Source organism: uncultured Bacteroides sp. (assembly GCF_902491285.1).
GTDB lineage: Bacteria > Bacteroidota > Bacteroidia > Bacteroidales > Bacteroidaceae > Bacteroides.
Genome location: NZ_CABUHK010000022.1, coordinates 36571 through 52053 on the forward strand (window position 1 = coordinate 36571; position 15483 = coordinate 52053).

Sequence of the window (15483 nt, forward strand, 5' to 3'; positions counted from 1 at the left end):
CTTTTATTTTTTAGGGTAATATACTTGTGGTGTAACGCTTCGGCTTACAATCTCCCTTAGCTCCTGCAGGTTGCTGATTTCTCCCTTGGCCATTGCCTGTGTCAGGATATTGCCTATGGCTGTGGCTTCTACGGGACCGGCATAAACAGGGATATTGAGTGCGTCGGCTGTAAGTTGGTTGAGTAATTTATTCTGCGAACCTCCTCCAATGATGTTTAACTGGCGAATCGGAGAGGGGAGACAACGGTTGAGCTTTTCTACCGCCTGCTGATATTTGGATGCTAATGACTGGAGCACGCATTTAACAATTTCCGCTTTATTCTGGGGAATCGGGAGAGCGTGGTTTCTGCAATAATTCAAAAGGGCAGTCTCCATGTTCTCCGGGTTCATAAATTCCGGATCATCGACAGGGATGATTGTATTAATCTCTACTTCGGCGGCTTGTGGGATGATTGCATCATAACTTTGTTCTTCACCGCGTGCTTTCCATTCACTCATCAGGCGTTGTAGAATCCACAGTCCCGTAATATTTTGCAGGAACCGGATGCGACCTCCTACGCCCCCCTCATTAGTGAATTCGGCTTTCCGTGCTTCTTCTGTCAGTATAGGCTCATCCGTTTCAACGCCCAGGAGCGACCAGGTGCCGGAACTTAAAAAGGCGATAGGAGCTTCTGTTGCCGGAACGGCTGCAACAGCACTGGCTGTGTCATGTGAACCTACGGCAATCACATCTACTGCACCTAGTCCGGTTTCCCGTGCGATGTCTTCTTTTAACGTTCCCCGGATAGTGCCCGGTTGGATGATTTCACCAAACAGATGTTCGGGAAGTTCCAGTGCGTGAATTGTGTCTTGCGACCAGTCCCGACGTTTTGCGTCAAGCAGTTCCGAAGTGGAAGCGATGCAGTATTCATTATTAGCTGTTCCGGTCAGGTAATAACTGAAAAGGTCGGGCATGAAGAGAAGTTGGCGGGCAACTTCCAGTTGCGGGTCCCGGTTCCGTTTCATGCTATACAGTTGGAATAGTGTATTGATAGCCATGACTTGTATTCCGGTGGCAGCATAATGTTTCTGTTCATCCAGGATTTTGAAAACCTCTGCCGGCATTCCGTCTGTTCTTGCATCCCGATAACAGATAGGGTTACCTAGTAGATTTCCGTTCTTGTCAATCAATCCGAAATCCACTCCCCAAGTGTCGATGCCAATTCCTTTGACGGTATATCCCTTTTGTGCGGCTAATTTTAGTCCGGTTTTCATGTCTTCAAACAGGGCAGGGAAGTCCCAGTAAACATGATTCCCCAGTTTAACCTGGCGGTTGGAGAAGCGGTGAATTTCTTCCAATTCCAGCTTACCGTGGAGAAGGAAGCCGGCGATAACCCGACCGCTTCCTCCTCCAAAGTCTGCTGCTAAATATATGTTTTTGTTGGTATCTTTCATGGTATGGTATGTACGGATATTATTTTGTCTTCTTTCCTAATACATAGATTTCCAAATCTTCAATTTCTGCCGGTGTCAATACTGAATAATCACCGCCGGACTGAACAATGATGCGGCACGCCATTTCGAAGAAGGTAGCGCGTTCGTACACTTGGTCGAAGTCTTTTCCGCAGACCACTTGTCCGTGGTTGGTCAGTAAGACAGAGTTGTGTTCGAGCATGGCTTCCACTACTGCTTTGGCCAGTTCCGGTGAACCGGGGCGATAGTAAGGAATCACGGGAATCTCTGAGCCTACGTGGCAGGGGATTTCTGCTGTTACATTAAAATTGGTCGGTTTGTTTTTCATGCAGGAGATAGCTGTGGCATACTCCGACTGGAAATGAAGTACTACATTGACATCCGGGCGTTCGCGGAGAATACCCAGGTGGAAAGTACTTTCCATTGAAGGTTTTACACCGTTAGTAGGTGTTCCGCTTGCGATATTGCAAATAGAAACTTTCTCTTTTCTGAGGGTAGGAACCCAGGAGCCTGTGCCGGAAATAAGTGCTTCCTCACCGATTCGCCAAGAGAGGTTTCCGCTGCTGCAAAGCATTAGTTTAGCGTCTCCGTAACGATGCGCTTGTTCTATAAATTGTTCGATATGTTCGTTAGTAATCATAGTGTAATTTATTAAAGCCGTTTGTAGGGACAGAGGTAATCCGTCCCTATACATACGGCAAAGTTAATTTATTAATTGATATGGGGCGACTACTTTTTATTTATTTGTAGATAGGACCGTAAGTGGTACAAGCTCTGTAATCTGCTCCCTCTTTATCCATGCCGAATGCATTCCATGCTGCCGGACGGAATATTTCGTTATCTTCTACATTGTGCATGCATACCGGGATGCGAAGCATAGAAGCAAGAGTGATTAAGTCCTGACCGATGTGTCCGTAGCTGATAGCTCCGTGATTAGCTCCCCAGTTATTCATTACTGAATATACATCTTTGAAAGCTGGTTTGTCACACAGACGGGGAACAAACCAGGTAGTAGGCCATGTCGGGTCTGTACGCATATTCAGTTTCTGGTGGATTTCAGGGTCAATCTCAACTGTCCATCCTTCTGCGATTTGCAGGACAGGGCCAAGGCCTTTAATCAGGTTCAGACGCATCATAGTAACGGGCATACCGCCTTTTGACAGGAAGTTGGACGAGAAACCTCCTCCACGGAAGTAGTCACGGTCTGCCGGATACCAAGTGGTCGCTTTCAGACAGTTTTCTACGTCTGCGTCAGTCAGGTTCCACGGTTCTTTCATTACCGGGTTGCCTTCTGCATCCAATGACTGGCCGGAACCGTCGAGAGTCGTTGCACCGGAATTGATAAGATGGATGATACCGTTTGCTGCCAGACCGGTCAATTCTTTGCCGGTTACACGTTTCACGGCTTCAGGGCTCCAGTAAGTACGTACATCAGAGAATATTTGAGCACGGTTGGTCAGCAAGTGTCCGAACAGCATAGCTACACCGTTGCAGGCATCGTTTTCAGTAGCAACGACAAATGCTTCGCGGATACCGTTCCAGTCGAAAGAGGTATTAAGCAGGGCTTCGGGATAGTCACCGTTCGGATAGAAGTCTGTCCATTGGCGTTGTCCCTGGAAACCGGCTGCGATAGCGTTGTGTCCTAAAGCCTCTTCTTTGAATCCCAGCTCTTTCAGTTTGGGGTTGCCGGTCATCAGGTCGCGCATGATGATTGTCATTTTCACGATAAATTCCCAGTCAGCGTCTTTCTGTTCACGGGTTTTGCGTTTTTCGGGACGGTTTTTGAAGTCATCCCCTTCATTTACCTTGCAGTTCTTTTCTGTCCATGCCATTGCTTTCGCATATTCTTCATGGTCGTAGATACCTTCGTCCATACGGCGGATGATTTCTGTAAGGTCGATGGACTCATTACGCATACCCAAATATTCCTGGAAGAAATCAGGATTAACGATTGAACCGGCAATACCCATAGATACACTACCCATAGACAGGTAAGATTTACCTCTCATTGTAGCTACTGCCTGTGCGGCGCGGGCAAAGCGAAGAATCTTTTCCGCAACATCTTCCGGAATTGTATTATCATCCAAATCCTGAACGTCATGTCCGTAGATGCCGAATGCAGGAAGACCTTTTTGTGCGTGTCCTGCCAATACGGCTGCCAAATATACAGCACCCGGACGTTCTGTTCCGTTGAATCCCCAGACTGCTTTCGGATAATGAGGGTTCATATCCATTGTTTCAGCACCATAGCACCAGCAGGAAGTTACAGTGATAGTAGAACCTACCCCTTCTCTTTCGAACTTGTCTGCACAAGCTGCGCTTTCGGCAACACGACCGATAGTGCTGTCGGCAATAACACATTCCACAGGACTTCCGTCACCGTTTCTCAGATTGCTGCTGATTAATTCGGCTACTGCTTTAGCCAGATTCATTGTCTTTTCTTCAAGGCTTTCACGAACGCCACCCTGGCGACCATCGATGGTGGGACGAATCCCGATTTTCGGATACTTTTTCATGGTTTCTTTTTTTTTTATTATATAGTTAATTAATACCTGTGCTGAACTGTGCTGATAGTGTGGCAAAAAAAATTAGAGTGACTTTCGAAGCCTGACTTCAGTAGAAAGATACTTCTGTATAGGCGCATCGTTGAGGACGAAATTTGCCGCTTCGTTCCCCATCATTTCCCAGTCAATACTCAATGAAGTAATTCCTTCATCGATAACTTCGTAAGAAGGAATATCATTGTATGCCAGCAGACCGAAATCTTTTCCGCATTTCAGTCCTTCCAGCCTTCCTTGTTTCACTACCTTTACTACATCTTGTTGCTTGATAGCAATATAGGCTGTTTCTTTTCGTACCACCAGGTTTTCAATATCTTCCTGTATTTCATACGAGAATCCCTGCTCTTCGCAAAAACGGATAAAATATTCTTTGCTGCTTTGCGGGTGTTTCAGTCCTTTAGAGAACAGGAAAACGATTTGGCGGTATTTGTGCATTTTTTCTTTCAGTGACAATAATGCCTGATAGAATGACTCGTCAAAGTCCTGACAGATATAGAAATACTTCTTTTTTTCGAATTTGCCGAAGTCAAGTAGCAGTAACCTGGCAGGATTAATTTTGTTTAGGGCGGTGCTGAATTTCTCGTTATCGAAATTCATCACTATATATTTATTGTATTTTCCTACGGATTCACGGATGATGGTATTGAACAGTCGTTCGTTGTATTGATGAAACAATAAGTCTACCTTATAATTAATAGGCAGATGCTTGACGAAACTGTTGTATAGTGCTTCTTTAAAAGGAGTGTATTGGTCGAGGAGCAGTAAGACGTTTGTTACCTGACTCGTCACATAGTATCCTTTTCCGGGAGTGGAGTCAATCAATCCCCGTTCGCGTAAATCAAGGAAGGCTTTAAATACCGTATCACGCGATACTCCGTATTGTGCACTCAACTGATTGATAGAAGGCAAAGAATCTCCTTCAAGGAATTCTTTCCTGGAAATAGCCTGACTAAGAGTATCTGCTAATTGCGTGACCTTACTCGACTGTTGTCCGAATGTTGCTTTTCTATCAGTTCGTTTCATATTAATTTTATAAAAGATAACTGTGCTGAACTATGCTGATGCAAAGAAAGGCATTTTATTCTAAAAAGGACTAATTATTTATTATGTTTTATAGCATAAAATGAAATAAAAAAATCCCCTCCGGCGAACCGGAGAGGATTTATAGCTTTTTCCTGATTTCTTATTCGGAATCTGCCGAAAATTATTCAGCAGCAGCTTCTGTTGCAGGAGCCTCTTCAGCCGGAGCTGCGGCTTCTTCTGCAGGTGCTTCAGCAGCAGCTTTTTCAGCAGCCTCAGCAGCTTTCTTTTCAGCGAGTGCTTTTGCTTTCACTTCGTTGATTTTCTTTTCTGCTTCCAGACGTGCTTTTGCTTCAGCTTTCTTAGCTTCGTCTTGTTTAGCCTTCAAAGCAGCCAGACCTGACTGTTTGTTGTTTTTCCAAGCTTCGAATTTAGCTTCTGCTTCTGCTTCTCCGAATGCGCCTTTTGCTACACCGCCCAGAAGATGTTTCTTCATGTAAACTCCTTCACGAGAAAGGATGTTACGTACAGTGTCGCTTGGTTGTGCACCTTTCAGTACCCATGCCAATGCAGCGTCGAAATTCAAATCTACTGTAGCAGGATTGGTGTTAGGGTTGTAAGTACCAATCTTCTCAATAAATTTACCATCACGTGGTGCTCTGCTGTCTGCAATTACAATTGAATAGAACGCGTAACTTTTACGTCCGTGTCTCTGCAATCTGATTCTAGTTGCCATTTTAAATAATTGTTTTTAATGATTGATTTGAATTATGCTATTATCTCGTAATAGCGGGCGCAAAGATACGGCTTTTCTTTTGATTGACAAACATTTTGCCTCTTTTTTACGAATATCGTTTCGGATATCGGAACAGGATAGCGAGTAATGCGCAGGTTCCCATCGTGAAAGGATAGTAGAGATTGCCGATGATACTGATAGGGGAGATATTGGCGAGTCCCGCCGCAATCAGCATTTGCGCTCCATAAGGGATAATCCCTTGTATCAGGCAGGAGAACGTATCGAGAATACTGGCGGTCTTTCTCCGGTCGAGATGGAACTTTTGGGCAATATCCCTGGCTATCGGTCCTGTGGTGATGATGGCGATGGTGTTGTTGGCGGTACACAGGTTGGCGATACTTACCAAGGCGGCGATGCTCAATTCTGCGCCCCGTTTGCCGTTGACGTGGCGGGTCAGTTTCCGGATAATAAAGTCAATGCCGCCGTTATAGCGGATGGTTTCCAGCATACCGCCTGCCAACAGGGTGATGATGATGAGTTCTCCCATTCCCGTTATTCCGGTTCCCATAGCTCCGAACCAGTCGAAGACTCCGAAGCTTCCAGTAGCGATGCCGATGATTCCGGTCGTCAATATACCTATAATTAATACGAGCATTACATTCATGCCGGCAACGGCTGTTCCTAATACTATTATATATGGTATAACCTTTATCCATTCGATAGTCTGTATCTGCACGGGTGCGGTGATGGATAATCCCTGGAAGATATAAATGCCCAATACGATGATGGCTGCCGGAACTACTATCATGGAGTTTACTCGGAATTTGTCACGCATCACACATTCCTGTGTTTTCGTTGAGGCGATGGTTGTATCTGAAATAAACGACAGGTTATCTCCGAAAAAAGAACCGCCGACCACGACAGCTACCATAAAAGGAAGGGCTATCTCTGTCTTTTCCGCCAGTCCGACAGCAACGGGGGTGAGGGCGACAATGGTGCCTACGCTGGTCCCGATGGACAGGGAGATGAAGCAGGCGGCGATAAATATTCCTGCCAGCAACAGGTTATCGGGGAGAATATGCAGCGTCAGGTTGACGGTCGCGTCGATGGCTCCCATCTGCTTGGCGCTCTGCGCGAAGGCTCCGGCAAGGATAAATATCCATATCATCAGGAGAATATTCTTATTGGCAGCTCCCACGGAGAACTGATAGATGCGTTGGTCCAGTTTCAATCCTTTGGTAATGGCGATGGCGTAGCAGGAAGAAACGAGGAAAGCAACCGTGATAGGTACTTTATAGAAGTCGTTGACAAGGATAGAAGTCACGAGATAAAGGCATAAGAATACGAGCAACGGACTTAGTGCCCACCAGCTTCCGGTACGGTCTTTATGTATTTTTTCTTCAGTCATAAATAGAATATATAGTAATCGTTTTTCTGTTATTTTAAACGATTGTGCAAAAGTAATGTTTTTCAAAGGAAGTCGCAAATTATGAATGAGTATCATCAGGTCATAAAAATGAATGATAATTATTTGAGGAATCGATGATTTGCACTATCTTTGCTAATAAATGTGCATTTAATGAGGAAAGGAGTAATAATGAATACTATATCATTGGAATCAATGCAAAATGAGTTGATTCGTGAAATATTGAATACTGATAATATGCAGGTGCTGGAAAAATTGAAGAAAGTGCTCAAATATGATATAAAGGGAAGTGAAGCGATGCCGAATGTGGTTGCTGAAGCTGCCGAACCTTATAAAACAAAGGCCGAAATCATAGCTGATTTGAAAGAAGTTTGTAAAGACATGAAGTTGGCACGTGAAGGCAAATTAAAAGGCCGTCCGTTTGAAGATTTACTCAATGAATTATAAGATTAAAGTATATCGCTGTTTTGAAAAAGAAGTAAAGAAGCTGTCTAAGCGATATAAGTCGTTGAAGCAGGATTTGTTGGCTCTTTCTGCTGAATTGTTAGAGAATCCGGAGAAAGGTGTAGATTTAGGAAATGGGCTGCATAAAGTACGTATGAGTATATCCTCCAAAGGGAAAGGAAAGAGTGCAGGAGCAAGAATTATTACTCTTATCGTTACTCTTTCTGATGAAGAAAAAGAAATAGGCTTACACTACATTTACGACAAATCTGATCGCGAAAGTTTGACAGATAAAGAATTGAGGAATATCTTGAAAGAGAATGGATCTGTCTGAGACTCCTCTTTCTTAAAAACATTAATATATTAAAAAAAGAAAGTGTCTTGCCTCACGGTATATTTTGTGTGGGCAGGACACTTTCTTTAGTTTTATTTCATTTTCTCTTTTTCCGTTTCATCTCCTTCTTTTTCCGTCTCGGAAATTAAAAAACGGATACTCTTTCCCTTTTCCTCTATTTTCGCGCCGTTGATAACATAACTTATTTAGAATAGAATGACAACGACTAAATTCTCAGTATGTATTTTTTGCCTTTGCCTGTTTGCTTCCTGTGGGGGAGAGAAAAAGGCAGATGAACCTGTACGGGTGAAGGTAGCGGAAGCGGAAACCCTGATGCCCTCATCGGAACGTGAGTTCTCGTTTATATCAAAACCATTCAAGGAAACAGAACTTTCTTTCAGGGTAGGCGGCCCGATTGACCGCTTCGAGGTGTATGCCGGAAATTTCTATCATCGCGGGGATATTATTGCTGAAATAGACTCCCGTGATTTCCGTATTCGCAAAGAGCGTGCGGAAGCTGTCTACAATCAGGCAAAAGCGGAGTTTGAAAGGATTAAGGTGCTGTATGAGAAAGATAATTTATCGGCAAGCGCCTATGAAAAGGCACGTGCCGATTATACTTCTGCCAAGACTGCTTTTGAAACGGCAACGAATGAACTGAGTGATACCCGGCTGGTTGCTCCTTTCGACGGATACGTCGGAGAGGTGTATATCGAGAAGTTCCAGGATGTAAAAGCAACTCAACCTGTCGTTTCTTTCATTGATATCACTCAACTGAAGATAGAGGCGTATATCACGCAAGATATAGCGTTTCAAGCAGAAAAAATAAAAGAAGTAGGCGTCCGTTTTGATGTTCGCCCGGATACCGTATATCCGGCAAAAGTAGTGGAAGTCTCCAAAAGCACTACGCGGAACAATCTTTCTTTTCTGTTGACTGCGTTGCTGCCTAACAAACAGGGAGAATGGCGCGCAGGCATTTCCGGGAAGATGCTGCTTGAACTTCCGTCTCCATCATCGGCTCCGATGGTGACTGTGCCGCAAACGGCTCTCAGCCATCGCCCTAGTGAGGGAGATTATGTCTGGACGGTAGATGATGCGACAGGAAAAGTTTCAAGGAAAAAAGTGGTGTTGGGTGAATTGCTTCCGGATGGAAAAGTGGAAGTGAAAGGTGGATTGCAGGCAGGAGAAACGGTGGCTGTCAGCAAACTGCGTTTTCTGTCGGAAGGAACGTCGGTAGAAGTCATGAATAAGAAACAGGAAAAACCGGTAACTGCTCAAAAGTAAGTGGAAAAGTATGAAATTCGTTAAATATTTCTTGCAGAAAAAGTCGGTGACTATTCTGCTGTTACTGCTCGTATTGGGCGGCGGACTGCTTTCCTATGTGAAAATGGGAAAGTTGGAAGATGCTCCCTTTACAATCAAACAGGCATTGGTGCTGACTCCTTATCCGGGAGCTTCTCCTTCCGAAGTGCAGTCGCAGGTGACAGATGTTTTGGAAGAGTCTATACAGTCATTGGGGGAATTATACTACCTCAAGACGGAAAACCGCGCAGGGCTTTCTAAGATAACGGTTTACGTAAAGAAAGAAATCCGTGCGGACGAGATGCAGCAGCTATGGGACAAGCTTCGCCGGAAAGTCAATGATGTACAAACGAAACTTCCTGCCGGGGCAGGCCCGTCAGTAGTAAACGATGATTTTGGTGACGTATTGGGTGTTTTCTATGGATTGACCGGTGAAGGACATTCTTACCGGGAACTTGAAGACCAGGCAAAGCTTATCAAGAATGAGTTGCTCAAAGTGAAAGACGTAGCGAAGATAGAAATTTATGGTGTACAGTCTCCTACGATTGATGTTATCCTCAGCCCGTCTGTGATGGCGCGGAGCGGCATTACTACGGCGGATATTTCCCGTGCTTTCGATGCGCAGAACCGGGTGGTGGATGCCGGTGGTATTGATGCCGGAGTGAACAGGATACGTATCGAATCAACCGGAAACTTCTATTCGTTGGACGATATACGGAATCTGACTATCGTATCTCGTACAGGAGAACATTTCCGTCTGGCTGATATTGCCGAAATAAAAGAAAGCTATCAAACACCGCCCGCCAATAAAATGCGGATTGACGGAAAACCGGCGGTCGGAGTTGCCATCTCTACCGTTCCCACTGGAAATGTGGTCGATATGGCTGAAGCGGTTAAAGTTAAGATAGACCAATTCTCGGAGACGATGCCCGAAGGGTTTGAGTTGCAGACGATTTACGACCAAGGATATGAATCGGCCGTGGCAAATCAGGGATTTATCTTAAACCTGATTATTTCTGTTGTAACGGTGGTTGCTATTCTGCTTTTCTTTATAGGATTCAAGAACGGCATCCTGGTTGGTAGCGGATTGGTCTTTTCTATTTTTGCCACATTGATAGTCATGCTGACACAGGGAATAGCCTTGCAGCGTATGTCACTTGCCGCTATTATCATTGCTATGGGAATGTTGGTGGATAATGCCATCGTGGTTTCCGATTCGGCATTGGTCAATATGCAGCGGGGAATGCGTAAGCGGGTGGCTATCATGAGGGCTTGTTCCGCGACGGCATTACCGTTATTAGCGGCAACAATCATTGCTATTTTAACTTTTTTACCTATATATTATTCGCCGCACATTACCGGCGAGTTGTTGTCATCCTTAGTTGTAGTTATCGGCGTTTCGCTGATGTTCAGTTGGGTCTTTGCGCTGACGCAGACTCCTTTCTTTATTCAGGAGTTTGTCCGTCGGCCAAGACCCGACGAACTAAAGGCTGCTCTTTTTACAGGTAAATATTATGATAAGTTCCGTTCGGCTCTGGGGTGGGTGATTAATCACCGGTATGCCACTGTAGGATGCATGGTCGTGATGCTGGTATTGTCTGCCTGGAGCTTTAAATTTATCCCGAAAGTGTTTGTGCCCGCATTGGACAAGCAATATTTCACGCTGGATATGTGGCTGCCCGAAGGGACACGGATAGAAGAGACGGATAAGATGGCAATGGAGATGGCGGATTTTATTCGCGGGCAAGAGGAGACGGAGATGGTATCTACGTATGCCGGAAGGACACCGCCGCGTTATTATCTGTCTAATGTATCTTTCGGTCCTCAGTCCAATTATGCGCAGATACTGGTAAAATGTAAGACGTCGAAACTTTCCCGCCAGTTACATGCCCGTTTGCAGGATTCGATTTCAATCAAGTTCCCGGAACCGCTGATTAAAGTAAATAAGTTCGAACTGAGCCCGTTGACGGAAGCGGTTATCGAAGCCCGCTTCCTGGGGCCGGACCCTGCCGTGCTCGATTCGTTGGTCGGACAGGCGATAGAAGTGATGCGGCGTAATCCGAAAGTTGCGGATGCCCGTAATGAGTGGGGTAATATGTCGATGGTTATCCGCCCGGTGTACGACCCGGTGAAAGCCGGAGCGCTAGGTATCACCAAGGCTTCTATGATGGAATCAGTGAAGTCTATTAATGACGGATTGCCCGTTGGCATCTACCGGGATGATGAAAAGAAAGTACCCGTACTTTTGAAATCGGGCAATGTAGATATAACCGACACCGGCTCTTTAGGCGATTTCTCTATCTGGAACGGAGAAAGGTCGGCTCCGCTTTCACAAGTGACGGAACGGATAGAGACAACTTGGGAATTTCCACAGGTTCGAACCTATAACCGCCAACTTTCAATGGCTGCCATGTGCGGTGTGAAACCGGGATATACGATGGCAGAAGTACATGGGGAAATCCGGCAGGAAATCGAGAATATGCAACTTCCCGAAGGTTATACTTTCTTCTGGGACGCACAGTATAAAGACCAGGGAGAAGCAATGCAGGCTATCGCAAAATATTTTCCATTAGCATTTCTGGCATTGATTGTTATTTTGGTCGCTTTGTTCGGCAACTTCCGCGAACCGGTTATTATCATTTGCATCCTGCCCCTCTCGCTGATAGGTATCGCTGTCGGCATGTTGCTGACAGGCTTTGATTTCGGTTTCTTTCCGATAGCCGGTTGGCTGGGATTGCTCGGAATGATTATCAAGAATGTAATCGTACTGATTGATGAGATTAACGTGCAGCACCGGAGCGGGATTGACTTGTACACTTCAATCGTTGAGGCTACGGTTTCCCGAACCCGTCCGGTATTGATGGCGGCTACGACAACCATTTTCGGTATGGTTCCTCTGTTGTTTGATGTAGCGTTCGGCGGCATGGCCGCTACCATTATCTTCGGACTGACGTTTGCTACGGGGCTGACTCTGTTTGTCACTCCTGCACTGTATTCTATGTTCTATAAAGTAAAAGGAAAGTAAAAATGAAGAAAAGAATATTTTATCCATTGTTTTACTGTTGCGCTTTTCTGGCTTTACCCGCCATGGCGCAGCAAAGTCCCCTGCTGGAGAAATACCGGATGATGGCATTGGATTATAATCACGACCTGAAAGCGGCAGAAAAAAACATTGCCGCCAGCGTAGAAATAGAGAAGTCCGCACGCGCGGATTTGAAACCGAAACTTTCGGGAGCCGCCAACTTCCAGTACACAGGCAATCCGTTGGAACTGACCTTGGATGTCCCTTCCCTGGGATTGTCGAAGACGGTGGAAGGAAAGAACTTGAACTATGGAGCTTCTCTTTCCATCCTGCAACCGGTATATACAGGCGGGCGTGTACTGGAGTCTATCCGTATGGCGCAACATCAGCAGTCGTTTGCAAGCAACCAGGCGAACGTGCTGAATGATGCAGTCTGTTATCAGACGGATATGCAATACTGGAGTGCCGTAGCCCGGCGGGAGATCGTGTCCGTTGCCGAAGACTTCCGTAATTCGATAGCCTCTCTGGTAAAGACAATTAAGGAAAGGGTGGAAGTCGGGCTTGTAGACCCGCAGGACTTATTGATGGCGGAAGTGAAGCTGAATGAAGCGGAATATCAACTGCTCCAGGCACAAAGTAATTTTGAAACGGGCAGGATGGCATTGAACTCTATGATTGGAGTTCAACTGGAGAATACGACAGAACTGGATTCCCAGATACCATTGGTGGCAATGAACGATTCTCTATGGTTTTCCACCGGAATGACACGTCCTGAAATCCGGATGGCTTATGACCGTATCCGCATAGCTGAGAGTTCTAAAAAGTTGAACGATTCGCAATTCAAACCTCAATTCTATGTAGGAGTAGATGGCAGTTACTCGTCTCCCGGTTATAATTTCAAGAAAGACTTAGACCCTAACTATGCCGTTTACGCCAAAGTATCCGTTCCTATTTTTGAATGGGGAAAACGGAAAAGCGAGAAACGTGCTTCTTCCTTACGCATCGGAATGGCGGAAGATAATCTGAACAAAGTCGTAGATCAGGTGGAACTGGAAGTGGGTGTAGCGCGTAAGGCATTGTCACAAGCCATCGAACGTGTCCGTTTGAGTGAAAGTTCGTTGGCAAAAGCGGAAGAAAACGAGGCAAAAGCAGTGGAGCGTTACAATGAAGGAAAGGTGTCTGTGGTGGAAGTTATCGATGCGCAGACCTACCGGCAGACTTCCCAGGTAAACTATGTGCAAGCGAAAGCGGCGGCGCAAGGACATTACTCGGAATTAATAAAAGCCCTTCATGGCTATGATTATCGCTAAAAAATAGTAATTTTGTATGAGAAGAACCGGTTGTGATATGAATATGAAGTTGAATACCTTATTATATGTAGCGTTATTTTCAGGACTGGGAGTATTCTCTTTTCTGTTATTGATTAATTATGCTACCCTTCCCGATAAGGTTGCCGATGTATTTCATTCTGCCGGCACACTGACTTTCTTCATACTGGCATTTAATGTATTGGGATATGCGACGATGCGATTGAGTACATGGATGGATAATCAGTACGCGCTGAACCTGCACCGTCGTTGGAAATTAATATCCGTCTATATGGTCGTAATGGGAATGTTTTTCTTATTGAACTACGGTTTGCTGATAACAGCCAAACTGCTGGCGGGAGCGGCCCGTCCGTTTGTGTTTCCCAATGGCGGATGGCGGATTCTGATTACCGTGTGGCTGGTGGAACTGGTCATTTTGGGATTGCTGTTAGCCAATCGTTCCATGCGGAATGCATTGAAACTGCAACGGGAAGCGACCGCCCTGCAAAAAGAAAACAATACGGCACGTTATACTGCATTGCAAAACCAGTTGAATCCCCATTTCCTGTTTAATAGCCTGAATACATTGATTTCTGAAATCCGTTACAACCCTGCCAATGCGGAACTGTTCACCCAGCATCTTTCAGACGTGTATCGCTATACGCTTCAGTGCCAGAATCAACGGCTGACAACTTTGCGGGAAGAACTGGATTTTCTGAATTCTTATATTTTCCTGCACCGGGTGCGGCTGGGAGACTGTATCCATATTGATAACCGCCTGCCGGAAGTCTGCCTGGACTCTCAGATTCCACCGCTCACTATCCAACTGTTGGCGGAAAATGTGATAAAACACAATGTTATCCATATGGGAAAGCCGATGACCATTGAACTTTTTTATCTCGAAAAGGAGAAAGAACTGGTGGTCAGAAACCGGATACAGGCTAAGAAGAGTGCGACCGCTTTCGGTACAGGATTAAAGAATCTTTCTGCCCGCTATAAATTGCTGTGTAATCGTGATATTGTGATAGAGAATAATTTGCAAGAGTTTACAGTCAAAATACCTTTGCTCCATGAGTAAGATAAAAGCTGCTATAATAGAGGATGAGATTCCGGCTGCCCGTTTGCTTCGTGACACTTTGTCGGCTTTGCGTCCCGATTGGGAAGTACAGTTATTGCCGGGGAATATCGAAGAGGCAGTGGAGTGGTTCGCCCGGCATCCCCATCCTGACATTCTTTTTCTGGATATTCAGTTGACAGACGGTAATTCGTTTCTTTTTATAGAACAAGCCCGTCCTGAAAGCATGATTGTGTTTACCACTGCTTATGATGAATATGCGGTACGTGCTTTTACGGTGAACAGCATCGATTATCTTTTGAAGCCGATTCATGAGGAACGGCTGTTGCAGGCTATCCGGCGTTTTGAGGGACTGAGCAAAAACTATATCCATGATTTCAAATCTGAAAGCAGGATGATGGAAGTCTTGCAGCAGCTTGCTGTTGCGCAGGAGTCTTCTTCGTCTGCGCATAAAAAGTACCGCACACGTTTTTTGATTTCCAGTGGCGAGAAACTGCTTACTCTGCAAGTCAGTGACATTGCTTATTTTTATTCAGAGAATAAATTGACATTTGCCGTGACGCACAAGAACCGGGAATATCTTATTGATTTGGCTTTGGACAGATTGTGTGAGCAACTGGATCCCGACCGGTTCTTTCGCACGAACCGTCAGACGCTGGTCTGTATCGATGCCATCCAACGTATCGAATCCTACTTCCTGGGGAAATCAGTCGTCCATGTATTGCCGCCTTTCAAGGATAAAATCATCGTCAGCAAAGACAAAATGGCTTCTTTCAGAATGTGGCTGAATTATTAGACGACTGC

13 protein-coding genes are annotated in these 15483 nt (G+C 45.3%); 7 read left to right on the forward strand and 6 right to left on the reverse strand.

The window, feature by feature from the left end; translation table 11 throughout:
* Nucleotides 1–3: 3 nt before the first annotated feature.
* The 6 genes from RDN93_RS07940 to RDN93_RS07965 form a co-directional block, all read right to left on the reverse strand.
* Nucleotides 4–1434 carry a rhamnulokinase family protein gene (locus tag RDN93_RS07940; protein ID WP_308745004.1) on the reverse strand — a complete coding sequence of 477 codons (1431 nt, stop codon included), beginning with the start codon at nucleotides 1432–1434 and terminating at the stop codon, nucleotides 4–6.
* A gap of 19 nt (nucleotides 1435–1453) precedes the next feature.
* Complete coding sequence (locus RDN93_RS07945) at nucleotides 1454–2092, reverse strand: class II aldolase/adducin family protein (protein ID WP_308745005.1); 639 nt, start codon at nucleotides 2090–2092, stop codon at nucleotides 1454–1456.
* A gap of 100 nt (nucleotides 2093–2192) precedes the next feature.
* The gene (gene fucI / locus RDN93_RS07950) at nucleotides 2193–3968 is read right to left on the reverse strand and encodes an L-fucose isomerase (RefSeq protein ID WP_308745006.1); all 1776 of its coding nucleotides are present in this window, start codon (nucleotides 3966–3968) and stop codon (nucleotides 2193–2195) included.
* A 72-nt stretch (nucleotides 3969–4040) separates the two neighbouring features.
* The gene (locus tag RDN93_RS07955; RefSeq protein WP_308745007.1) at nucleotides 4041–5036 is read right to left on the reverse strand and encodes a GntR family transcriptional regulator; all 996 of its coding nucleotides are present in this window, start codon (nucleotides 5034–5036) and stop codon (nucleotides 4041–4043) included.
* A 181-nt stretch (nucleotides 5037–5217) separates the two neighbouring features.
* Entirely contained in the window at nucleotides 5218–5769 is a 552-nt protein-coding gene (locus RDN93_RS07960) for a 30S ribosomal protein S16 (protein ID WP_007761788.1), read from the reverse strand.
* Nucleotides 5770–5875: 106 nt separating this feature from the next.
* The gene (locus RDN93_RS07965) at nucleotides 5876–7177 is read right to left on the reverse strand and encodes a Na+/H+ antiporter NhaC family protein (protein ID WP_308745008.1); all 1302 of its coding nucleotides are present in this window, start codon (nucleotides 7175–7177) and stop codon (nucleotides 5876–5878) included.
* Between the two features lie 171 nt (nucleotides 7178–7348).
* Between RDN93_RS07965 and RDN93_RS07970 the strand changes: the two genes are divergently transcribed.
* The 7 genes from RDN93_RS07970 to RDN93_RS08000 all read left to right on the forward strand — a co-directional run bounded on the left by RDN93_RS07970 (nucleotide 7349) and on the right by RDN93_RS08000 (nucleotide 15475).
* Nucleotides 7349–7642 carry a hypothetical protein gene (locus tag RDN93_RS07970; RefSeq protein ID WP_308745009.1) on the forward strand — a complete coding sequence of 98 codons (294 nt, stop codon included), beginning with the start codon at nucleotides 7349–7351 and terminating at the stop codon, nucleotides 7640–7642.
* Nucleotides 7632–7973, forward strand: a complete 342-nt coding sequence (locus RDN93_RS07975) for a type II toxin-antitoxin system RelE/ParE family toxin (protein WP_308745010.1) — start codon at nucleotides 7632–7634, stop codon at nucleotides 7971–7973. Before RDN93_RS07970 ends, RDN93_RS07975 begins: the two co-directional genes overlap by 11 nt.
* 216 nt (nucleotides 7974–8189) lie before the next feature.
* A complete protein-coding gene (locus RDN93_RS07980; RefSeq protein ID WP_308745011.1) occupies nucleotides 8190–9257 on the forward strand; it encodes an efflux RND transporter periplasmic adaptor subunit in 1068 nt (355 codons plus the stop codon).
* A gap of 10 nt (nucleotides 9258–9267) precedes the next feature.
* Nucleotides 9268–12300: an efflux RND transporter permease subunit gene (locus tag RDN93_RS07985; protein ID WP_308745012.1), complete on the forward strand. Its 3033-nt coding sequence runs from the start codon at nucleotides 9268–9270 to the stop codon at nucleotides 12298–12300.
* 2 nt (nucleotides 12301–12302) lie between these two features.
* Nucleotides 12303–13607, forward strand: coding sequence for a TolC family protein (locus RDN93_RS07990; protein WP_308745013.1), 1305 nt, complete (start codon nucleotides 12303–12305; stop codon nucleotides 13605–13607).
* A 43-nt stretch (nucleotides 13608–13650) separates the two neighbouring features.
* Complete coding sequence (locus tag RDN93_RS07995; RefSeq protein ID WP_308745027.1) at nucleotides 13651–14682, forward strand: histidine kinase; 1032 nt, start codon at nucleotides 13651–13653, stop codon at nucleotides 14680–14682.
* Nucleotides 14675–15475, forward strand: a complete 801-nt coding sequence (locus RDN93_RS08000; protein WP_308745014.1) for a LytTR family DNA-binding domain-containing protein — start codon at nucleotides 14675–14677, stop codon at nucleotides 15473–15475. The genes RDN93_RS07995 and RDN93_RS08000 overlap by 8 nt, the downstream gene beginning before the upstream one ends.
* Nucleotides 15476–15483 lie beyond the last annotated feature (8 nt).